The organism is Paenibacillus sp. G34, assembly GCF_056856875.1.
Genome location: NZ_CM166469.1, coordinates 5,475,372 through 5,500,155 on the forward strand (window position 1 = coordinate 5,475,372; position 24,784 = coordinate 5,500,155).

Annotated in this window: 7 protein-coding genes; all 7 read right to left on the bottom strand. The window is 49.7% G+C overall.

All coding sequences use genetic code 11. From position 1 onward, the window contains the following. Positions 1-7: 7 nt before the first annotated feature. Positions 8-1,741, bottom strand: coding sequence for an ABC transporter ATP-binding protein (locus AC1VYS_RS24895; protein WP_482911893.1), 1,734 nt, complete (start codon positions 1,739-1,741; stop codon positions 8-10). Continuing rightward, the gene (locus AC1VYS_RS24900; protein ID WP_482911894.1) at positions 1,738-3,564 is read right to left on the bottom strand and encodes an ABC transporter ATP-binding protein; all 1,827 of its coding nucleotides are present in this window, start codon (positions 3,562-3,564) and stop codon (positions 1,738-1,740) included. Before AC1VYS_RS24900 ends, AC1VYS_RS24895 begins: the two co-directional genes overlap by 4 nt. Next, the gene (locus AC1VYS_RS24905) at positions 3,554-6,865 is read right to left on the bottom strand and encodes a non-ribosomal peptide synthetase (RefSeq protein WP_482911895.1); all 3,312 of its coding nucleotides are present in this window, start codon (positions 6,863-6,865) and stop codon (positions 3,554-3,556) included. Before AC1VYS_RS24905 ends, AC1VYS_RS24900 begins: the two co-directional genes overlap by 11 nt. A 152-nt stretch (positions 6,866-7,017) precedes the next feature. After that, positions 7,018-21,888: an amino acid adenylation domain-containing protein gene (locus AC1VYS_RS24910; protein ID WP_482915120.1), complete on the bottom strand. Its 14,871-nt coding sequence runs from the start codon at positions 21,886-21,888 to the stop codon at positions 7,018-7,020. A 767-nt stretch (positions 21,889-22,655) separates the two neighbouring features. Continuing rightward, a complete protein-coding gene (ectB, locus tag AC1VYS_RS24915; protein WP_482911896.1) occupies positions 22,656-23,939 on the bottom strand; it encodes a diaminobutyrate--2-oxoglutarate transaminase in 1,284 nt (427 codons plus the stop codon). Continuing rightward, positions 23,926-24,093 (bottom strand): hypothetical protein, encoded by a 168-nt coding sequence (locus AC1VYS_RS24920; protein WP_253491078.1) that lies wholly within the window; start codon positions 24,091-24,093, stop codon positions 23,926-23,928. Before AC1VYS_RS24920 ends, ectB begins: the two co-directional genes overlap by 14 nt. Positions 24,094-24,540: 447 nt before the next feature. Further along, on the bottom strand, positions 24,541-24,780 hold the full coding sequence (locus AC1VYS_RS24925; protein WP_482911897.1) for a hypothetical protein: 240 nt from the start codon (positions 24,778-24,780) through the stop codon (positions 24,541-24,543). Between the last annotated feature and the right edge of the window lie 4 nt (positions 24,781-24,784).

The window sequence follows — 24,784 nt, forward strand, 5'->3', positions numbered from 1 at the left end:
AGATAAGCTAACCGTAAAGCCGAGCATAATAACCCCCGAGTGCCAGCAGATCCTGATGGCGACCCCGTTCGACGACCGTCCCTTGATTCATTACAGTAATTGAATCTGCATGTTCCACCGTGCTGAGACGGTGAGCAATCAGAATTGTGGTGCGCCCCTTCATCAAAACATTCAGGGCCTGTTGTACCCAATGCTGGGATTCGTTATCCAGTGCGGAGGTAGCTTCGTCCAGCAGCAGAATCGGGGCATTTTTGAGAATCGCCCGGGCGATCGCAATGCGCTGCCTTTGTCCGCCAGACAACGATGCACCTCTCTCTCCTACCGACGTTTGATATTGTTCAGGAAGTTCTTGAATAAAATGATGAGCATATGCCGCTTTGGCTGCTTCGATCACTTCTTCATCCGTGGCTTCCGGGTTCCCGTAGCGGATGTTTTCCTCAATCGTGCCGGTAAACAAAAATGGCTCCTGCGGAACGTATGCAATCTGCCTGCGAATTTCGTCGAGCGTGTAATGACCGAATGGTTTGCCTTGAAGCAAAATTTCACCACTGTCTACAGGATAAAAGCCGAGTAACAGCTTGATTAGCGTACTTTTACCGCTGCCGCTGGCTCCCACGATCGCAGCAACTTGACCAGGAAATACTTGCATGGACATGTTCACAAGCACCTTTTTATCCGCCTGATAGGAAAATTCCACGTCGCGAAACTCCACTGCAGCCTCAGACACAAGCTCGCTGTGAGGAGATCCCAGACGCTCCGGTTCCTCTTCCTCCCTGAGTACCTCTTGAATACGGTGAGCACCCGCGAGCGAATTTTGGGTCATGGACAGAACTGTCCCCAAGTTCAACAAGGCATGCGTCAGATTCACTTGCAGAACCGCCAGGGCAGCGACGCTCCCCATACCCATCATTCCGTAGGCATACAGGAGACTGCCGATGACGATAATACCGCAGAACGTAACATAGCTGATAAAATGGTTCACCGCTGCCTGCATGCCGTTCTTCTTAGCCGTTTGCCGAAGCGTCTGTGCCATTTGTTCGTTCAACGCCTCGTACTGGCTGTAGATCGTGCGGATTCGGAACAGCTTCACCATTTGAATGCCGCCCATAAAATCTTTGAATTTTTCGGTCATTTTACCGAGTGTTTGCAAACCTTGTTCAGACAAGACGCGAATATCCCGCGCAAATTTCAGGCTAACCACGGAGGATAACAGCAGTATGACGAAGGATACGCCGGCAAACCGCCAATCGATCAACACCATGGAGGCAATCGAGCCAATGCAAAAGACAACTTGCAGCAGCAACACAAAATAAACCTGCGAGAATGTAAACTCAACGGTCGTTACGTCATTGTTCACTCGCGAAAGCAAGTCCCCATGGTGCGTCTGCTCCAGAAATCTCGGCCGCACCCGGCACAGTTTGTCATACAGACGCTCGCGGATATTCAGCACCGTCAGTTCGACACTACGCTGGTACAAATAAATGAACCAAGGAGAAATTATATTTTCCAGGAACAACGCCGCACCTAAAATAATAAAAGCATTCACCATTAGAGATGTATCTCGGGATACGGCAAAATCAACCAAGTTATGTACGACCAGACTGAAGGCGATCAGGAACAATGTCTGGGTGAGCGCCGTTACAGCAAGGCCTGTGGCGTACTGCGCTTTTTGCTTGCGGTTCATAAATTTTAACAAGTAGCCGAGTTCTTTCACTTGCGAGATTCGTCCGCTCTTTTTCATATGTACGCCACCTCCCTGCGTTCGGCAGACTCGGTAAATTCCTGGTAGTACGACTGGGCATACAGTCCCTTCATCTCCAGTAATTGTTCATGAGTACCCTTTTCCACAAGTTTTCCTTGTTCCATGACCCAAATCTCGTCTGCACTTTGTACCGTAGACAGCCGGTGGGCAATAACCATCGTCGTTCTTTGCTTCATCAATACACCCAGCGCTTCCTGAACCGCACTTTCAGACTCCGGATCAAGAGCCGATGTTGGCTCGTCCAGCAACAGAATGGGAGCATTCTTCAGAAAAGCCCTGGCCATGGCGATACGCTGGCGCTGACCGCCAGATAAGAAACCTCCACGCTCTCCGACATACGTCTGATAACCGCCGGGAAGCTGCATAATGAAAGAATGTGCCTGGGCAACTTTGGCTGCTTCAATGATCTCGTCCATCGACGCTTCTTCCCGCCCATAGCCGATATTTTCAGCGATCGTGCCGCTAAACAAATAGGAATCCTGAGCGACCACCGAAAAGTGTGACCGAAGCTGCTCCAGATCGGCTCCTTCGATCAGGCCGCCGAATACGCGGATCTCGCCTTGGTTCTTCGGAAGCGGATAAAAACCGCATACCAGTTTAAATACCGTGCTCTTTCCTCCACCGCTTGCTCCAACAAGCGCAATCGTCTTTCCTTCCGGCACGGAGAAGCTAACATTCCGTAGAATTGGAGAGTTTTCCTCGTACCCAAAGGTTACGTTCTGAAAATCGATAGGTACTGCACTTGTTCTCGGAAGGGAACGGCCATTTTCCGTTTCGGTCGGTTGCTCTACGATGTCGGAGACCCTTCTCAGGGCACCGGTCATTTCGAACGTGCGCGTGATGAGCTCGGGAATGTGCTCCAGCGGCTCCAGACACAGATTCAGCAAATACAGGAAGGCAACCAGCTCTCCCGCACCAAGCTGTCCTTGATAGATTAAATAGCTTCCATAACTGACAGCGAAAATGATAGGACTGATCATCAGCGTGGAAAGCAGCGGGTTGACCCAGGCTTCACGCTTTTTCACGGCCAGCTTTTTTTGAGCTGTCAATTGCAGCAACACTTGATAGGAACGGGATAACATGCCGGATAACAGGTAGCTTTTTACAATAGGCATGCCTCCAAGCGTATCCTGAAGGTTAACGTTCATTCGGCCCATGTTGGTCTGAGCTTCTTCCGTCAACCGTTCCAGTTGCTTGCCGATCCATTGGGAAACGAACAGCGCTACAGGAAATAACAGCAGGCTGTACAACATGAGCTCCCATTGGAGGTAGATCAAATAGGAGAAACAACCGATGAACAATAACGGATGATAGAACCACTGGGCAAGATCCCGAATCATAAACTGCTGGATGAGCTGCAGGTCATTGTTCATCCGCGACAACACGTCACCCGAGTGCTGCTTTTCCAAATAGGAGACCCGGAGTTTGCCGATATGATGCATAACATGGTTACGGATATCCTGCACCGCAGAGGCGCTGCTCCTCTCCACCCCAAAACTCATAAAAAACTTCGCTGGCACACCGATTAAGATGACCACAAAGACGGTGTACACGATTTGCAGAACGACTGGCCCCGCTCCTTCCTCGGCTTCGGTGGTCAACCGCTCAATCAAACTTCCCGTCCATATTTCAATAACGGCGGCAGCAATCGCGGACAAGATACCGACGATCATCCACCCTTTGTGACGGTTTACATAGGACATCAGCCAGCGGAACGCTTTCCAGGTAGCGTAGGCAGTTTGGCGTTTGGAAGACGTCACTGCACTTTGTTGTCGAGCAGACGGCTGCCGGTCAGCTTCCATGAAGCACCCCAGCCTCCGCTTCGATCTGCCGCTGGACTTGCTCTAAAATGTTCCGGATGACCACGGCAGTTTCATCTACGCGCGCGAGTTCAAGCAATTCCTCATGCGCACCTTCCAGTCGGTAATCGGCATAAGCTTGCGTTGTTGCTCCCTGCCATGATGGCAACTGGTGCTCCAGACGAAAAGCTTCGCTGTCCTTCGCAATCAGTTCGTAAATCCGGGCAGTGATCATGCCGGAATTAATTAGCTGTGCTTCATACGCCAAGGTTGCCTTGACCTTCCGATGAACCCGCTCCCGCACAAGTGGGCTGCTCATTAATTCCTTCTCTTCTTCCTCGAAATCGGCAAGCATTTCTTCAAGCTCTTTCTCCGACGTTTCAGCCGGTGTCAGCGTGTCTTTAATCCACGAGTCCACCATGAGTACGTCCGTTACAGAATACCCTCGTTTCTCCATCGTTTTGGCTACCTCGAACGTCAGGTTTCCTCCAAAGCAGTAACCTAGTAACACATAAGGTCCTTTGGGCTGGATGCTGACAATCTCATCCACATAGCGGTTCAGCATAACCTCATAATTGGTGGCAGCATCATCGATAAAATCAATACCGTAGAGCACGAATCGACCGTCCAGCCTGCTTGCTAGCTCTCGGTAACCGATACCGAACCCGCTGCCAGGAGGGAAGCAGAACACGTTCAAATCTCCTGCCTTATTCAGTTTAATGAAGGAGTCTCCCCCCTGATCCAGACCTAGATCCCCCTCCCCGAAAGCCATGGCTTCAACGGATAAATGATGAAATTGGCGGTTCAGCGGTACTTCAATACCCGTTTCATCGTAAACAGCTTGAACAAGCCTCATCAGACTTAAGGAGTTGCCACCAAGCTCAAAAAAGTTATCCTTTACGCCAACCTGCGGAATGCCAAGCGTATCCTGCCAGACGCGGGCGATCTTCATTTCGAGCAGCGTTCTCGGCGCGACATATTCCACTTCCAAATCCGTAGCTTCACCCGGCGCTGGCAGCGCTTTTCGGTCGATTTTCCCGTTTGAGGTCAATGGCATCTGTGAAAGCTGCACAAGATGCGATGGGATCATATACCCTGGAAGCTGCTTGGCAAGCTCCTCCTTGAGTTCATGCGACTTCAGTCTCTTTTCCGCGACATAATAGGCGACAAGCTGCTTTTGGCCGTTCGCATCATCGCGGTCGAGCACCTTGGCTTCTTGCACAGCGGTGATCTTCAGAAGCTGCGTCTCGATTTCGTCCAGCTCAATCCGGTAGCCACGGATTTTCACCTGATGGTCGATTCGGCCCAGATATTCGATGTTTCCGTCCGGCAACCAAGCCGCCAAATCACCCGAGCGATACAGTTTCTCCCCCTCCGCAAACGGGGAATCGACAAATTTCTCTGCTGTCAGATCCGGGCGATTCAGATACCCTCTCGCCAGGCCTTCCCCAGCCACGTACATCTCACCTGCCACACCGATCGGCACAGGTCTGTGGCTTTCATCCAGAACATACACGCTCAATGTTGGGATCGGCTTACCGATATTGCTTTTCGCTGCTTTTATTTCGACCCACGTAATTTCCTTATATGTAACGTGAACTGTCGTCTCGGTAATACCGTACATATTGATCAGCTTTGTCTCCGGGTACTTCGTCTTGAACCCCTTAAGTAAAAGCGGACTCAGCGCTTCGCCTCCGAAGATAACGTTGCGAATCCGTAGCTCATAAGCATGGTCTGATAGAACATTACGTAGCAGCTGATAGAAGTAAGTAGGCGTCTGGTTCAAAATCGTAACCTGTTCACGGCCCAGTAGTGCCAGGAACTCGGCTGGATTTTTTGCTGTGAGTGGCGGTACGATGACCAGCTTGCCTCCGTTCAGCAGTGCCCCGTACATTTCCCAGACGGAGAAATCAAAGCAGAACGAGTGGAACAGCGTCCAGGTATCGGAAGGCCCGAAGTCAAACAGGTTCTTATCATTGAACAGGAGACGTACAACATTTTTATGCTCAATCAACGTCCCTTTCGGTCTGCCGGTTGTTCCCGACGTATAGATAACATAGGCCAGGTTGTCAGGACCCGAAATCGGCTCCAGGTTTGAAGTATCCAGTGTGTCTTCAGAATCTGCCATTCTGTCATCCCAAACAAAATCATCTATCTCAATGCGTGTTCCTGCAAAATCAGTCTTCTCATACAGATGCTGTTGAATTAGCAATAACGGCGCACCTGAATCCTCGATCATGAAGCCGATGCGCTCCTCCGGGTAATCGGGATCTACAGGTACGTAGGCTCCGCCCGCTTTGAGAATCGCCAGAATACCAACCACCATATCAATTGAGCGTTCCGCCAAAATCGCTACCAATTGATCTGCTTGAACTCCAGTCTCCCGCAGCTTCCGCGCCAGCCGATTGGATCGCTCATTCAGCTCACGGTAGGTCAGTTGCCGCTCATTCATGACGGCGGCTACGTTATTTGGGTAAAGCTCCGCCTGTTCTTCGAACAAACCATAAATCGTTTTTTCTCGATCGAATCCGGTTTCGGTATCATTAAATCGATTCAGCAGCATTTCTCTCTCGTCCGGGGACAGCACATCTGCTTGTCCAAGCTCCAGATCTGGTTGAAATAAAAGCACGGACAGCAGCCGAACAAGATGGTCGGTCGCCTGTTCCATAAAGGCCTGCTCATACCGCTGCTCGTTGAAGCTTATTTCCAGCTCGATGGCGTGGTTCCGACGCTCAAAGCAAAAAATGGTATCCGTCGCCATCTGGTGACTCAGCGGTCCCGGATGAACCGAAGTTAAAGATACAACGGTATTGATGATTGGAAGGCCATCTCCCGTATAGTCCAGATGGAGCGGTTCCACCATTTTCCGAAAAGGCAGATGCTGATGCTCCAGTGCCTCACCGATGGAGGTTTTAATGCCACCAAGCAGCGTTTTCAACGTAGTCTGCTGGTGTATAGACGTCTTAATCACCAAGATCTCATGCGGTGGCGGAGTCCCATCAGATTTTGAGTTATAAGAAGGCATTCCGATCAGCACTTGATCCTGACCAGTATATTTGAATAGCAGGCTTTTCACTCCTGCCAAAACAATCATGTACAAAGCCAAGTCCGACCCATTTGCGAGGCGAACTATTCTCTCCGAAAGCTCGCTCGGCAGAGTACGACGAATCAGCCTCGGTTCAGCCGTAGCTTCGCCGTCAGCAGATAATTTGGAGGATTTACTGTAGGGAAGGAAGCTCAGGCTGTCATCGGTTTCAAACTTACCGCTCCAGTACCTTTCTTCCTTTTCAAACAAAGATTTCATCTGTACCTCCCCTAAAAATGAATTGACCGCATGCCCGGCGCAGATTCAAAAAGCTTGATTTTGAACTGCGCTTCTCCGGGCTTGCATGTTGTTCCCTGTCTTCTTTAGAACGCGCACCGCTCTCGCTTGATCGCGGATGTGCGCTTGTAGCATTAAAATACGAATTCGATTGTATCGACGGCACTTTTTGCGCTCGCCGCCGGTTTATGGCATTCGATTTGGCTTAGTTCCATTTGCGGATTCTCCACAATTTGAGACAGTACCCGCAGGTAATCCCCGGTCAAGGTGCGGATCATCGATTCTTTGAACAGCTTGGTGGCGTAGAAGAAGCCCCCGCTTAGTGCTCCGTTGTTTTCATACATAAACAGTGTCAGATCAAACTTTGCTTCTTCCAATTGGTCAAGCTCATAATTCTTCAGGCTGATCCCTTCCAGTTCAACATCTTGTTCCTCGATATTTTGCATGTCGAAAACGGCATCAAACAACGGGAAGCGTCCTGGTTCCCGCTTCACATTCAAACGCTCCACGAGTTCTTCAAATGGAAAATCTTGATTCTCGAAAGCACCCAACGCTGTCTCCTTCACTTCTTCGAGGTAGGACAAAAACGTTTTGTTGCCCGACGGACGATTGCGGAGTGCCAGCGTATTAACAAACATACCGATGATTGGTTCCAAATCGGCATTCGTTCTTCCCGCCACTGGGGTACCCACGATCAAGTCGTCCTGCCCGCTGTACTTGGACAGCAGCACCGTATATGCCGCAAGAAGCACCATGTACAGCGTGCTTTCACGCTCGGCTGCCAATTGGCGTAACCGCGCAGAAAGAGAAGCTTCGACATCAAAATCCAGATGCATGCCTTCGTAGTCACGAACCGCAGGCCGCTCGTAATCCATCGGCAAATCTGACGCTGGCAGATCGCCTTCCAGGGTTTTCAGCCAGTATGCTTCCTGTTGCCCGATCCGGTCATGATGCGCCTTCGACTGCTGCCAGACAGCGTAATCCTTGTATTGAATGCGCAGTGGCGGCAGTTCTTCCCCAGCGTATAAAAGCGAGAACTCATCCATCACAATCGCCATGGATATGCCGTCGGACACAATATGGTGCATGTCGAAAAGAAGAATGTGCATGTTTGGCCCCAGCTCAATGACCCCCGCTCGAAGTAACGGCGGCTTACCGAGATCAAACGGACGAACGAAGCCACGGATGATCTGCTCGATATGAGCCGCATCCTCTTGATCCGCTTGATGATGCTCAATCACAAAATCAACCTGCGGGTAAATCCGCTGAACCGCTTCACCCTTCACAATTTCAAAACCGGTGCGTAGCGATTCATGCCGTGTGATCAATTTCCGCAAAGCATCTTCCAACCGGCCTAAATCAAGCTCACCTTCCAACTGAACCAGCTCTGGCATATTGTAAAGCTGATCTGCTCCGTCGAGTGTGTGCTGAATAAACAGCCTTTTCTGCGCCGAAGACAGAGGATAGCACTCTCTCTCTTCCGCTTGAGGGATGGTCTCATGCTCCCACCGTTCCATCCGGGCAATAGCATCAGCCATCGCCGCAATCGTGGAGTGACGGAATACATCACGCAATGGCAAGTTGACGTTTAAGTCCTTAAATACCTTGCCCGCTAGCGTCGTCGCTCGCAGGGAGTGACCGCCGATGTCAAAGAAGTTGTCGTAAACGCCAATTTCCTTCGCAAGCCCCAGAACTTCCTGCCAAATTACTGCCAGCTTCGTTTCCAGCTTATTACGTGGTGCGACATACTCTGTTCCGCCTCCCGCTTCCCCTTCTGGCGCTGGCAGCGCCTTCCGGTCAATCTTTCCGTTTGGTGTCAGAGGCAGATGGTCAAGCTCCACGAAGTATGAAGGGATCATATATCCTGGCAACTCCTGTGCCAGTGCACTACGCAGATTGTTCACTACCAGCTTAGCTCCAGTATCTGGCGTGCAGTATGCGCAGAGTGCCTTTTGCCCCTTCGCGTCACTTCGTACCAGTACAACCGTTTCACGCACGCCTTCCAGCCGCAGCAATTGCGACTCGATCTCGCCCGTTTCAATCCGGTACCCCCGGATTTTGGCCTGGTTGTCGATTCGTCCGATGAAGTCTACGTTCCCGTCATCCGTCCACCGTGCCAAGTCTCCTGTACGGTACAATCGCTCACCCGCAGCAAATGGACTGTCTACGAACTTTTCTTCTGTCAGTTCTGGGCGGTTCAAGTATCCTCGCGCGACCCCAACTCCGCCGATAACCAACTCGCCAAGTACACCAACGGGTACTGGGTTCAGATGCGTATCCACGATGTAGAACTTCGCATTTAACCACGCTTTGCCGATAGGCACATGGCCAGTTTGCGGCAGACTTGTCAGTGGCTCATCGTAGAAACTGGAGTCGATTGCCGCTTCCGTCACGCCATAGGCATTGATGATTCGGAACAGCGATCCAAAGCGTTCCTGCATATTCCGGTAATCTGCCACACTACAGCTGTCCGAGCTTGTGATGAGTAGCTCCATTCCGCTTATATCCAATCCCTGCTCGTACACGTATTCCATAAACGGCACGATGAGTGCTGGCGTCGATTCAAAAATGGTCACCCTCTCCTGCTCGATCCAGTGGTGCAGACGAGACGGATCAATCCGGTCGTCCTTCGGTACAATCACCATTGTGCCTCCGTTGTACAGCGTACGCGCAATATCGCCCACGAACACGTCGAATGAGAAGCTCGCGAGCTGCAATAGCCGCACCGGGAACTGATCTAACCGGTATTCACGACGGTAACCCGCCGCTGTGTTCACCAGACTGCGATGCTCAATCATGACGCCCTTCGGCTTGCCGGTCGTTCCTGACGTGTAAATAACGTACGCCAGATCCTCCGGACGCGCTTTATGGAAATCGCCCATGCCATTTACATCAACAACATTGCTGTAAGACGTTTCGTCATCAAGGTACAGAACCGCTGATAGCACTAAATCGTCGTTACTAATCCAAGCTTCGGCACGCTCTCGCAGCGGTCTTTGCGTCAGCAGCACCTTCGCCCCGCTGTCTTCAAGCATGAACCGCACCCGGTCTGCCGGATAGTCCGGGTCAAGCGGTACATACGCACCACCTGCTTTCCAAACAGCCAGTACCGCCACCAACAGGTCTACCGAACGTTCGGCAAGAATACCAACGATCGTCCCCCGCCCGATGCCGCTTGCACGCAGCGTAGCCGACAAACGGTTCGATCGCTCGTTCAATTCCGCATACGTCAGCCTGTTATTCTCGTACACAACGGCTGTCTCTTCCGGTATATGTTCAACTTGTTCCTCGAACAGACGGTGGAACGCAGCCGCAGGAGCCAGTTCCGGTTGCACCGGGTTAAACTCTTCGAGAATTTGGTCTTCTTCCTCTGACGTCAGCAGGCTCAGCTCGGCGATCTTTGCATCCGGGCGGTTTATGATCATTACGAGCAGCTGCTCGTAATGTTTAGCCAACCGTTCAATCGTCTCTCTTTTGTAAAGAGCCGTCGCATATTCGAAGCTGTAATCCAAGCCGCCATTCTCCTCGCCCACATCCAAGCTGATATCAAATTTGGCGGTATCCAGCTCGTTTGGATAAGGGATCAGGCGAAGACCTTCCAACTCAAATTCTTCGTTCTCCGTATTCTGCATCGTAAACAGTGTGTCGAAAAGTGGATTGCGGCTTAAATCACGGTTGACTTGAACCTTGTCCACCAATTCTTCGAACGGATAGTTTTGATGCTCGAAAGCGTGGAGAGTCGTTTCTTTCACTTCGTTCAGGTATGACAGGAATGTCTTCTCCGAAACCGGATAACTGCGGATGGCCAGCGTATTTAAGAAAATCCCGATTAACGGCTGCACATCTCCATGGTTCCTTCCGGCAATCGGTGTACCGACAATCACATCTTCCTGACCTGAATATTTGTGCAGAAGCACGTTATATGCCGCAAGTAGCACCATAAACAGCGTCGTACCTGTTTCCGAAGCCAGCTGCTTCAGGCTGTCTGTACTAGAAGCATCCAAGAAAAATTCCATTGTCTGACCCTCATAGTTCTGCACAGAAGGACGCGGATAGTCGGTCGGCATTTCGAGCACCGGAAGTTCGCCTTGGAACATGTCCAGCCAGTATGCCTCCTGAAGCTGAAGCCTTTCCTTCTGCTCCTGCGAATGTAGCCAAACGGAGTAGTCTTTGTACTGAATGCCCAGAGGTTCCAATGACTCTCCCCGGTACAGGCGGACGAATTCTTCGATAAAGATTTCCATAGATACGCCGTCAGAAATAATGTGATGCATGTCGTACATGAGAATATGGCGTTCTGGAGCAAGCTCTACGAGACCCACTCTCAGCAGCGGAGGTTTTGCCAAATCAAACGGACGGACGAAACGGTGAACGATCTCCTCAGCTTCTTGCTCATCCGCTTGATAGAACTCCACGGCAAAATCTACATCCTCATAAATCCGCTGCGATGCTTCGCCATCTAACATTTCAAATCCGGTACGCAGCATGTCATGCCGCATCATAAGCTTACGGAATGCATCTTCAAACCTTGCCTGATCCAAAGCCCCCTCCAGCAACATCGCTTCAGGCATGTTGTAGCTAAGCTCCGCACCTTCCAGTTGGTTCAGAATATAAAGACGTTTTTGGGCAAAAGATTGTGGATACACCTCTCGGCCATCTGCCACCGGAATAGAAACAAATTTCTGTTCATTTAACCGTGAAATGGCTACTGCCATGCTCTCGATGGTGGAATGACGGAACACGTCACGCAGAGGCAGATCTACGTTCAACTCTTGGTGAACCTTGCTAACCAGTGTCGTCGCACGTAGAGAGTGACCGCCAATGTCGAAGAAGTTATCATAAACGCCAATTTCCTTTGTTAACCCCAAAACCTCCTGCCATATCAACGCCAGCTTCGTTTCCAGCTCATTGCGCGGTGCGATGGATTCCGTTCCACTTCCTGTTTCCCCTTCCGGTGCTCGCAGTGCCTTCCGATCGATTTTTCCGTTTGGTGTCAGAGGCATAACCTCAAGCTCTACGAAGTATGACGGGATCATATATCCCGGCAACTCCTGTGCCAGTTTACTGCGCAGATCGTTTACTGCCAGTTCCGTTCCGGTATCTCGCGTGTAATACGCGCATAGCGCTTTTTGACCAGTCGCATCACTTCGAACCAGCACCACTGTTTCTCGCAAGCCTTCCACGCGCAGCAACTGGGACTCAATCTCCCCAGTCTCAATTCGATAACCCCGGATTTTCGCCTGATTGTCGATCCGGCCGATGAAATCCACGTTGCCGTCTTCCATCCACCGCGCCAAGTCTCCTGTGCGGTATAACCGTTCACCCGCAGTAAATGGACTATCGACGAACTTCTCTTCGGTCAATTCTGGACGATTCAAGTAACCGCGCGAGACCCCAACTCCGCTGATAACCAACTCGCCCAGCACTCCGACAGGCACCGGATTTAAATACGCATCCACGATGTGAAACTTCGCATTTAGCCACGCTTTTCCAATTGGCACATGGCCTGTTTGCGGCAACATTGCCAGTGATTCGTCATAGAAACTGGAGTCGATTGCCGCTTCCGTCACGCCATAGGCGTTGATGATTCGGAACAGCGATCCAAAACGTTCCTGCAAATTCCGGTAATCCGCCACACTACAGCTGTCCGAGCTTGTAATTAACAGCTCCATCCCGCTCATATCCAGGCCCTGCTCGTACACGTATTCCATAAACGGCACGATTAACGCCGGCGTTGATTCAAAAATGGTAACCTGCTCTTGCTCGATCCAGTGGTGTAGACGAGATGGATCAATCCGGTCGTCTTTTGGCACAATGACCATTGTGCCTCCGTTGTACAGTGTGCGCGCAATATCACCTACGAACACATCAAATGAGAAGCTAGCAAGCTGCAATAGCCGCACCGGGAATTGATCCAACCTATATTCCCGACGGTAGCCCGCCGCTGTGTTCACCAGACTGCGATGTTCGATCATTACGCCCTTCGGCTTGCCCGTTGTTCCCGATGTGTAAATTACGTAGGCCAGATCCTCCGGACGAGCCTCATGGAAGCTGTACGCGCCAGCAACATCAACAACATTTAATGGGCTCTCATCGCCGCCACCATTCACAGCTCCTGTCAGCTTGCCAGAGACCATAACCGAAACCGTACTGGAGACTTCGCCAAAATCCATTGACGCATTCGCCCACTCCTCGCTGTACGATGTTTCTTCATCAAGGTACAGCACCGTGGACAACGCCAGTTCTTCTTCGCTAAGCCAAGCTTCAGCACGCTCTCGCAGCGGTCTTTGAGTCAGCAGCACCTTCGCTCCGCTGTCTTGGAGCATGAACCGCACACGATCTGCCGGATAGTCCGGATCTAGCGGTACATAAGCACCGCCTGCTTTCCAAACCGCCAGAACGGCTACCAGCAAGTCGACCGAACGCTCTGCGAGAATTCCAACGATCGTTTCCCGGCCGATGCCGCTTGCACGCAACGTAGCCGACAAACGGTTCGCCTGTTTGTTCAGTTCTGAATACGTCAGCCTGTTATTCTCATACACAACAGCTGCCGCTTCCGGCGTTCGTTCCGCCTGTTCCTCGAACAAACGGTGGAATGCGACTGTAGGAGCTGCTTCCACCTGTCCCGGATTAAAGGCGTCCAGAATTTCTTTCTCCTCTGCCGTCAACAAGTTCAACTCAGCAATCTTTGCATCCGGGTGACTTATAATCTCCTTAAGCAATTGTCCAAAATAAGTCGACATTCGCCGGATTGTGGATTCTGCATAAAGAGCCGTTGCGAATTCAAAGCTGCACTCCAAACCGCCGTTCTCTTCTGTAACATCCACACTCAAGTCGAACTTGGCCGAGCCGTATTCGCTAGGGTAAGGGGACAATTTCATCCCTTCCAACTCTAGCTCTTTATCCTCCAAATTTTGTAAGGAGAACATAGTGTCGAACAACGGGTTGCGGCTTAGATCCCGGCTAACCTGCACTTTATCGACAAGCTCTTCAAACGGATAATTCTGATGCTCGTAAGCGCCTAAGGTCGTTTCTTTCACTTCTTCCAAATACGACAGGAAAGTCTTCTCCGAAGCGGGATAATTGCGGAGCGCCAGCGTATTGACGAACATTCCGATTAACGGCTGCGTGTCAACATGTGTTCTGCCCGCAATTGACGTTCCAACGATCAAATCATCCTGCCCTGTGTATTTATGCAAAAGTACGGTATAGGCGGCAAGCAGCACCATATACAGCGTCGTTCCTGTTTGAGCAGCTAACTGCTTTAAGCCTTCGCTCGTTGCAGGATCTACAAAGGACGTGAGCGTTTGTCCCTCAAAGCTTTGTACAGCAGGACGCGGATAATCCGTTGGCATTTCCAAAACCGGTAACTCCCCCCGGTAACGATCCAACCAGTAAATTTCCTCGCGTTTCAACTGCACCTCTTGTTCATCCGACTGTTGCCATACAGCGTAGTCCTTATATTGAATACGCAAAGGCTCTAATGGATGGCCGTCGTACAAACGAACCAGTTCCTCAACGAATACGTCCATTGAAACCCCGTCAGAGATAATATGGTGCATATCGAACATCAATAGATAACGATTGGTTCCCAGCTCTACGAGTTCTGCTCGCAACAGTGGAGGTTTCGCCAAGTCGAAAGGCCGGATGAAGTCATGCACAACTTTTGGTGCTTCCACCTCGCTAGAATGACGGTACTTAAGAGTGAAGTCGAAGCTCTCGTAAATGCGCTGTACTGCTTCACCTTGTACGATCTGGAAGCCTGTTCGTAATGTTTCATGCCGTGCAATAAGTCCGTGGAAAGCCTCCTCCAACAGGCTCCGATTAATCGTTCCTTCCAACAGCAACACACCCGGCATATTGTAGCTCTGATCGGCTCCTTCCAGCTGATTCAGGATGTACAACCGCTTCTGAGCTGAAGAAAGTGGATAATATTCTCTTACGTCTGCCAGCGGAATTGACGAGAACGACTGCTCTCCGATTCGGGAGATAGCGAAAGCCATCTCTTCAAGTGTCGAGTAGCGGAATACGTCACGCAAAGGCAATTCAACGTTCAGATCCTGATGGATCTTGCTCACCAGTTTCGTCGCCCTCAAGGAATGTCCACCGAGGTTAAAGAAATTGTCATGAACGCCGATAACCGCTAGTCCGAGCACGCTTTTCCAAATTTCGGCCAAGCTGACCTCCAGTGGAGTCCGAGGCGGAACATGTCCTTCACCCGGTTGCAAACTTTCCTCAGGCTCCGGGAGAGACCTGCGGTCGACCTTGCCATTCGTCGTCAACGGGAGCCTTTCCAACTGAATCAGATACGTCGGGATCATATAAGCCGGAAGTTCCTGTGAGAGCACACTCTTCAGCTCAGCTGTTGGAAGCTCGATGTCTGCTTCATAATAAGCACAAAGCTGCTTTTCACCAGAGATGTTTTCCCGTGCAAATACCGTTGTTTTCCGAATCCCCTTCACTTTTTGAAGCTGAGCTTCGATCTCACCCAACTCAATGCGGAAGCCTCGGATTTTCACTTGATCATCCGTCCGTCCTACATAATCAATCGTGCCATCTGGCAGCCATTTCGCCAAATCTCCTGTTCGGTACATGCGCTCTCCTGGCATAAACGGATTATCTACAAATTTCTCGGCAGTCAGCTCCGGTCGATTATTGTAGCCCTGTACCAAGCCTTCTCCACCAATGCAAAGTTCCCCGGCTACTCCAACCGGCAAAAGCTTGTTCTGGCTGTCGACGATATACACCGTCGTATTGCTGATTGGCCGCCCGATAGGCACAGTAACTGCCGAATCATCCACGAAGTCGACTGGAAGATACGTGGTATAAACCGTACTTTCCGACGGGCCGTACAGGTGATTAAGCTTGCCTGGTCCAATATGGGCAAGCGCTTTACGTACATGACCAACCGACACACGCTCTCCTCCGAACAAAATCGCCCGGACATCCTGCAGACAATTGACGTTCACATCTACAAGCACATTAAAGAAAGCTGTCGTAATCAGCATGACCGATATATGCTCGCGCTGAATGAGATCTGCTAGCTGACCAATCTCTAACAAAGTCTCGCGAGGAACCAGCACAAGCCGTGCTCCATTGGTCAAAGCTCCGAAAATATCAAAAATCGCTCCGTCAAACGAATAACTCGAAAGTTGAAGGACATGATCCTGTTCAGTGATATCGATATAATTCGTATTTCGCACAATCCGCACGATGTTGCGGTGTGAAACAAGGTTGCCTTTCGGCTTGCCCGTCGTGCCGGACGTGTAGATGATGCATGCCAGATCTGTCGCTTCCGTGCCTGGATGTAGATCAGTTCTGTCCTCGTGATAGAAAAATTCATCATCCAATAAGATCACGGAGTCCGAATCCGCCAGAAGTTCACGCAAGTGGCTTTGGGTCAGCATGACCTGTGCTCCCGAATCCTCGATCAGAAAACGAATACGCTCCTCTGGATATTCCGGATCAATTGGTACGTAACCCGCTCCGGCTTTGTGTGCCGCCAGCATACCCACCACCATTTCAATGGAACGCTCAGCCATAATAGCGACTAGTCTCCCTCGGGTTATTCCGTGACTACGCAAGGTACGGGCAAGGCGATTAACATATTCGTTAAGCTCCCGGTAAGTCAACTCTTGCTCATTCAAGGAGATGGCAATTGCATCCGGGTTGCGATCTGCTTGCTCTTCGAACAATTGAATAAGCGTCTTCCCACGCGGGAATTCCGTGGTGGTATCGTTAAAACGTCCGAGAAGGTCTGCCTTTTCCTCCTCCGTCACAAGATCCAGATCGCCCACAGTAATTTCCGGATTATCCGTCACCTGCTCCAGCAGATGCACAAGATGCCCCTTAAGCCGCTCCATACTGCCTTTATCGAACACTTCGGCGTTAAAGTCAAAACGAATTTCAATCTCGGCTCCCGGTACCACGGTCACGTTGAAGTCATAGTTCGTCTGCTCCTCCATCTGAACGTCAGCGATCGTCAGATCACCGTGCTGCTGGTCACCTGCCTGCTCCATCTGCTCATCCACCGGATAGTTCTCAAAAGCAATGATATGGTTGACCAGGTTCTGCTTTTGCACGCTGCGAGCTTGAATTTCATACAAAGGATAGTAATCATAATTCCCGGAATCCAGCGCCCGTTCTTGAAGCTGCGCCATCAAATCGGTAAATTGGGTATCCGCTTCACTCGTTACGCGGACCGGAACCGTATTGATGAACAGCCCGATCATTGACTCAATACCAGGGATTTCTACGGGTCTTCCGGCTACGACACTGCCGAATAAGGCATCATTTGTCCCGTTATACTTTTGCAGCATCACGCCCCAGGCGGCTTGCAGCAGTGTATTAACCGTAACTAGGTGCTGTTTCGCCACCTGGTCCATCCGCTCGCTCAAGTCCTTGCCTAGCTCGGCGGTGACGTGATCAGCCCTGAATTCGCCGTTCGGCGCAGGTTCTTTTTGTCCCGGAAGTACAGTTTGCCCTTCATAACCTTCCAGGAATGATGTCCAATAGGCTGATGCCGCCTGATCGTCCTGTTTCTCCAACCATTCGATATAAGCTCCATAATCTGAGCCTTTATCTACAGCCAGCTCCTTGCCGGACACCAAGGCCGCGTACGTCTCAAACAGCTCATGTGTCAGCTGCGGCAAGCACCAACCGTCCATCAGAATATGCTGAAAACTCCACAGCACATGATAACTTTCTTCCTCCGTACGCAGAATCGTAACTCGAATGAGCGCATCATATTCTAGATCGAAACCGCGAAGCTTATCACCCTCGGCTTTTTTGTCTAAATACGCTTGTTTCTCGTCCGCCTGCAAATGAAGCAAATCTTCATATTCAAAACCGATTGGCTTGTCGCGGTATATGACTTGCATTGGCTCGCCCGCTGAACCCTTCACAAAATTTGCCCGCAGTACCAGATGACGTTTCGCTAGTTCTGTCCAACTCTTCTCGAAAAGCTGGACGTTCAGTGCTCCACGCATCGTAAAACGTGTCTGTTCGAAGTAAGCGGCTGTTTGTTGATCAAGCGCACTGTGGAACCACATACCCTTCTGCATCGGCGTAAGCGAGTAAATATTTTCGATTACCCCCATATGGCTTGAACGTTGGGAGATTTGCTCCAATTCTGTGATGGTCAAACCCTTAAATTGCAGGTCGCTCGGTGTCAATTCGGTATTCTCTTTATCCGCACAGTGGATAATGAGCTCTCGGAGACTTTGCCCAAGCATCTGACCGAAGGCTTCCATTGTTTCCTTGCGATATTGCTTCCGGCTGTAACTAAGATCGAGTGACAAAGCGCCATCCAGCACCATACCGTTGATATCCAGCACAAAGCTGCGGGCTTGCCGAGCACTAGCCGGATTACCGCTGGAATAAAAAGATATACCGATCTCGTCTTGATTCGCATCATCGTCGAACTGGCCGAGGTAGTTAAAATTAATTTCCGGTTCAGCACCCCAAACAAAGCCATCCTCCGGCTTAGAGAGATAACGGCATATGCCGTACCCTAGCCCCTTATTCGGAATAAGGCGCAATCTTTCCTTAGCCTGTTTAATCTGGTAAGCCAAGTCCCGGTCAGTTTCTGGCTCCAGAATTACCGGAAACTTGGTCGTAAACCAGCCAACTGTACGTGTAATATCAATATCTGTTCCGATTGATTCACGCCCGTGCCCTTCGAGATTGATTCGCACCCGTTCATGTCCCGTCCACTTGCGAACAGCTATGCCAAGCGCCGTTACCAAAATATCGTTCATTTCGGTGTTATAGGCCCGGTGCACTCGTTTCAGCAAAAGCTCTGTTTCTTCGGAAGTCAGACAAACGAAAAGTGATTCGCTGTCCTGCTGCGTCGTAACGTCTGTCTCGATATCCTTCGGTATAGCGGGGACCGCAATTTGTTCTATCGCCTGCCAATAGGCCTGTTCCTTCGCTATATCTGGACCTTGCGCGTAATCTGCTAGCTGTTCTGACCAAGTGCGGTACGCATCCGTTTTCGCCGGAAAACGAATGTCCTCCCTTTTGACTGCCTGATCGTAACCCAGGGCGAAGTCTTCCATCAGTATCCGCCATGATACACCGTCCACCACGGCATGATGAACCGCCAGTAACAGATGATCGCCATCCGCACACTGAAAGAGTCCCGCTTTCATAAGAGGTCCATTCTCCAGGTCAATACCTGCTTGAATGTCCGTCGCCTTCGCTTCCACAACCTGCTCGGTGTGTTGCTCATCCTCGAAGTCAAACACATCCAGCGTGAACAGCACGCCTTCCTGAATTGCTCGGTTCCGGGCGCTGAACCCTTGTTCCGTCTTACGGAACACCATTCGCAAGGCGTCATGATGTTCCGCCAGCTTTTGCAGCACCTGACCTACCTTCTCTTCATCAAAACGTTCCTTCCGGTACAGCATCACCGACTGATTGAAATGATGCGGATCAGCAAAAGAACTTTCGAAAAACCAATGCTGAATCGGCATCAGTACCGTTTCACCCGTTATTTCGCTTTGATCGATAGCTCGTCCAATCGGTTTCACATGTAGACTGAGCTGTGAGATCGTCGGATATTTGAACAAATCTCGGATTTCCAGCTTGTATCCTGCTTGATGAAGCCGCGAAGATACTTGGATAGACTTGATCGAGTCTCCGCCAAGCTCAAAGAAATGATCCGTTACCCCAATGCGATCAGCATTCAATACCGCCTGCCATACTTCGGCAAGCGTCCGCTCCGCTTCATTGCGGGGAGCTACGTACGAGCCTCCGGTCAGCGCATTCCCTTCCGGACTAGGCAAAACCTTACGATCAATTTTGCCGTTCGGCGTGAGTGGCATCCGCGGAAGCTGGACAAAATGTGCCGGAATCATGTAGTTCGGCAACTTTTGCGCCAGTGTGCTTCTCAGCTCACCGAGCGTAAGTGGATGGATTGCAACCAAGTAAGCACACAGTTCTTGCCCACTTTTCCCTTCCCGCGCGATTACAATCGTCTCCTGCACAGTGTCGATCTTCAGAAGCTGCTCTTCAATCTCACCGATCTCGATTCGGAATCCACGTATCTTCACTTGGTGGTCGATCCGGCCCAAGTACTCCATATTCCCGTCTGGCAGCCAGCGGGCGAGATCTCCTGTCCGATAAAGGCGTTCTCCCGGCGCAAACGGATGTCGCACAAATTTCTCTGCCGTCAACTCCGGTTGATTCAGGTACCCTCTCGCAAGTCCCACGCCTGCCACGCATAACTCGCCGTCCACTCCGGGAGGTACAAGCTGCAGGTGGGCATCCAAAATGAATATCTGGTGATTGGCCAGCGGTCGTCCAATCGGAATCACTCTTTGCTCTGGCTGCTCCTCATTTGCATCCCAAAGCGTCGTAACTATGGAAGCTTCCGTAGGACCATAAGCATTAAAATAGTTAACCTTCGTTTTCCACTGCTGCACAAATTCAGCCGATACCGCCGAGCCTCCCGTTACGAGTTTCGTTAAACTAGGAAGACGGTCAGGGTTTAAATAAGCACTATACGTTGGGGGCAAAATCGCTGCCGTAATGGCATGCTCATTCATAAAACGTTCGAACAAACGGGTATCGAGAATCGTTTCGGCCGTTGGGATATACAAAGCCGCGCCAAAATAGAGTGCCTTGAAGATTTCCCAGCAGGATGCGTCGAATGACAGACTGGCAAATTGAACGATCCGGTCCTGCTCCGTAATACCCAGCCTGTCAGCGAACATCAGCTTCAAGCTTACCAAACCCCGATGCTCCAGCATGACCCCTTTCGGCTTGCCTGTTGTACCAGATGTATAAATGACATAAGCAAGATCATTCGGACCGCTAGCAGACACCATATTCGAGCCATCGTTGCTATAGGATTTCTCGTCATCCAGTGCGAGTACAGTCCCTTTGAAAGGTACCCGGTGCATTAGTTCCCTTTGAGTCAGCAGCAGCTGTGCGTTCGAGTTCTCCAAAATGTAGCGGATGCGTTCTTCCGGGTATTCCGGATCAATCGGTACATAGGCACCGCCAGCTTTTAGAACCGCCAGAATACCAACAACCGTCTCCAGCGATCTTTTGACCATCAAGCCGACCAATTGATTGGGTAACACACCAGCGGATCGCAGCGTTCTCGCCAGCTGGTTAGCCCGTTCGTTCAACTCCGCGTACGAAATCCGCTGATTCTTAAAAACAACTGCCGTCGCTTCGGGAACCCGTTGTACCTGTTCTTCTACGAGTTGATGAATGGTCCAATCCCGGGCATAGTCCTGCTTGGTATCGTTAAAGCTTTGGAGCAATTGAAATCTCTCTTCTTCAGACAACATATCAATCTTCACAATGTCCTGCTCCAACTCGTGGAGACCCACAGTTAGCAAGCTGTCGAGATGACCAACAACCCGAGTCATGAATTCAGCATCATACAAATGCTCGTTGTATAAAAGGGCTAACTGTATCGTCCCGTCGGTTATGCTGAAAACAAAAGAACAATCCATGACTACATGGGGTGTGATTTCATCATGATGTAGCTCCTTGAGAGATACTAGTGTATGGATGATGGGCTTGCCGTCCGCATATTGCAAGTCCAGCTTCTCTGTCATTTTCGAGAACGGAATATGTTGATGCTGAATCACTTCAGGTAAGGAAGTCCTCAATTCACTCAGAATTGTTTTAAAAGTCGCACCCGCCGCAAACGAATTTTTTAATATGACCGTATGATTAATCGATCGGCGCTGTTCCGTCTTTTTCGGTACAATCGGCATACCAACCAAAATGTCGGAAGCGCCTGTATATTTATATAAAAGTGACTGCACACCAGCAAGCATAATCATAAACGTCGCCAGCGGAGCTCCCTTGCTCATTTGAAGGACACGCTGCGACACTTTCTCTGAGAGCGAACCACTAACGTTTGCCATCTTGGGTCTTAAAGGGCTTTGAGTTTTGCTGTAAGGCAACCGTGTCAGAATATCATCATCACTAGCGAGTTTTTCGTTCCAAAACAACGTTTCTTTTTCAAAAGCCACCTGGATCGTTCCCCTCTCTTCATCGGTAAAAGCAATCCGGCAGAGCCTATGCCGCAGCAATGCTCCCCGCCTTTTCAAAATGTGACAACAATAGCAATGGCTTATGCCAAATCACCGCTTTGCTTATTCAATTGATCGCATATGGCAATCTTCTGCCTGGCAACGATCTCGAACGACTCCCTGCTTGAAAAAAAATAGAGACATCGTTTACGCAAAAGGTGTATCTGTTATTGGCTCCCTTGCTTCAATATGTTTACTGTGAATACAGATGCCCGAAAACGGACCTTGCATTTAACCTTGGATTTGGAATTGGAATTAGAATTAGAGGTGGACAAAGGAGGTTCCTCCCATTGATGTAAGACGTGCTGTAGGATTCCATTAGGCCAGCAGGGAATTAGCTGTACATCCGGATTTAGCAACGGAGTTACCTTGATCGAAATCTATGTTAAGGAGCACTGATACACTCTATGTACGATTAGTGCATTCCCCCGCAGTCCCGATGTGGATAAGTCAAGATCAGGCTGCGGGGTAGTGATCTTTTCCCGGGCGATTACATGTGAAGATGGCATTTCATGAGGCTCCCATAAATGCTCTGTGTTAGATAACGGGGTTAGCCCTAGGAAAGAAGTGAATTCCATGTTGACTGACAGTACTAAGGAATTTCTCAGTGAAATATTCCTATGTGAGCAAACATTATCTTAACACCAGCGCGGGTCAGTCTCTGGAAGGAAGTTCCATTCCTATTACCAGCCCACCTTTCGGCTTGACCAAGCTTAGGTCGTTACCAGCAATCTCTGGGCCTCTTGAGAGATTACCTGCTGAATACTAGACTTGATAATATCGCAACCAGCAGCCAGATTCTCCATTGAAACAGTCAGCGGAGGCATGATCTTCAGGACGAGGTCCCCTCTGCCGGCCCTTTCAATAATAAGCCCTTTCTCAAAACTGATCTCCGACATCCGCTTCGCCCCGGCTTCATCCGTGAAGCCCGAAACGTCAATACCCCAGATCAGGCCGATCCCGCGGATCGTGATGGAAGGATGTAGAGGTTTGATTTCTTTATCAAGGAAAGCTCGCACGAACTCTTCCTTCTGCTTCACCTGTTGTTCCAAAGCTGCTCTATCCCGGAACTCAAGAGCAGCCTTGGCAGCCACAAAAGCGAGCTGGTTGCCGCGGAAGGTACCGTTGTGTTCTCCTGGCGTCCAGAGATCCAGTTCAGGCTTCAGGAGCAGGAGGGACATTGGCAGGCCGTATCCGCTGATCGACTTTGACAGGGTAATCAGATCCGGCTCAATCCCCGCACGTTCGAAAGAGAAGAATTCGCCAGTTCGGCCGCAGCCGACCTGAATCTCATCAGTAATGAGCAGTATATCGTGCTTGCGGCAAATCTGTTGCAATCCGCGTAGCCACTGTGCGTCAGCGACGTGAATACCGCCTTCAGCCTGAACTGTTTCAAGCAGAATGGCAGCCGGTTTATCAACTCCGGAGTGCGAATCCGTTAGAATATTTTCAATATAACCAAGTGTATCCATATCTGCGAAAGCCCCACTCGGATGTGGTATGAATGTAACTCCATCCAGAGGAAGCCCCGCTCCTTCCCTCATCGACTTGGAACTTGTTGCCGAGAGGCTGCCAAGTGACATGCCGTGGAAACCGCCCATGAATGCAAAGATGCCGGTTCTTTTCTTCGCCTTGCGTGCAAGCTTGAGTGCCGCTTCCACTGCATTTGTGCCCGTCGGACCGCAGAATTGAAGCTTGTAATTCAGCTTCTTTGGCTCCAGGATTCGTTCCGAGAAGCTCTGGATGAATTCGCGCTTGGCCATTGTGTACATATCGAGACCATGCATAATCCGATCGGAGGTCAGGTAATCTAGAATCCGACCTTTAATATAATCGTTGTTATGACCATAGTTCAGTGCTCCAGCACCTGCAAAAAAGTCAATATATGCTCTTCCATCCTCAGCATATAACAGGTCTTCCTTGGCCCGGTCGAATACTACCGGAAAGCTTCTGCAGTAAGATCTTACGTTAGATTCCAGCTTTTCAAAAATGCTCACGCGCTTCATCCTCCATCGTAATTGGGATAAGTTTAGCTTCATTCTTTCTGAAACTTCTGGCGTCATCGAGCAAAAAATTCTTGGCTGTCGTTACCACAATTGTCGGTCCTCGCATGCCGGCTTGCTGGGTATCCAGTAGACTGGTCTCTCGCACACAGCTTAGGTATGTATAAAAACCCACCAATTCTATTTTTTTCAATAATTGGAAGGTCGACCTGCGTAGAATTATATCAAATTTCCAAAGAATGTATAGTAAAATTTTGGTTAAATTAGATCTTTGAAGTATAAAGTGTTAATATTTCGCCTTAAATTAACACAATTAGGAGGAAAATAAGCAGAGTTTGTCATCAATCGAGGAATTCAACAGGAGTAATTTACCAATAAATCGAATGGTATTAATGGTATATATTACCTTTATCTTCTCCGTCAAAGCTTTGAATCCTTTCACTTTACAAAAAATTAACATAATTGTCCTAAATTGATCTCGTTAACTTATGTAAGCAGAAGAATTTAAGAAGTTATACTTTTCATTTTAATTTACTTTTGTTTTGTAAAGATTAGCAGAGCTAAAAATTACATTGATGTCGAGTTAACAGCTATTTTACAAGGTGTATTTACTTGCGATTTTGTTACGTGGAAGGTTCCTTCTTCTTTGCTTGGCTTCGTTCGCTTCTTCCACTTTCACTACAACGAATATCAAGCTGTATAGTGTATTTTTGAGAACTAAAAAAGGAAGCCACGAGTCAATCTCTCGGGCTCCCTTTTCGATGTTAAAACCATTGTTCATACCATACGATTCAAACTCTTTTACTGGTTCATAACTTTTTTCAATACTGAACATGTTT

What these genes read in the sequence shown, in the direction of transcription:
- AC1VYS_RS24895 (WP_482911893.1), bottom strand. Translation starts at nt 1,741, where the DNA reads ATGAAAAAGAGCGGACGAATCTCGCAAGTGAAAGAACTCGGCTACTTG.
- AC1VYS_RS24900 (WP_482911894.1), bottom strand. Translation starts at nt 3,564, where the DNA reads ATGGAAGCTGACCGGCAGCCGTCTGCTCGACAACAAAGTGCAGTGACG.
- AC1VYS_RS24905 (WP_482911895.1), bottom strand. Translation starts at nt 6,865, where the DNA reads ATGAAATCTTTGTTTGAAAAGGAAGAAAGGTACTGGAGCGGTAAGTTT.
- AC1VYS_RS24925 (WP_482911897.1), bottom strand. Translation starts at nt 24,780, where the DNA reads ATGTTCAGTATTGAAAAAAGTTATGAACCAGTAAAAGAGTTTGAATCG.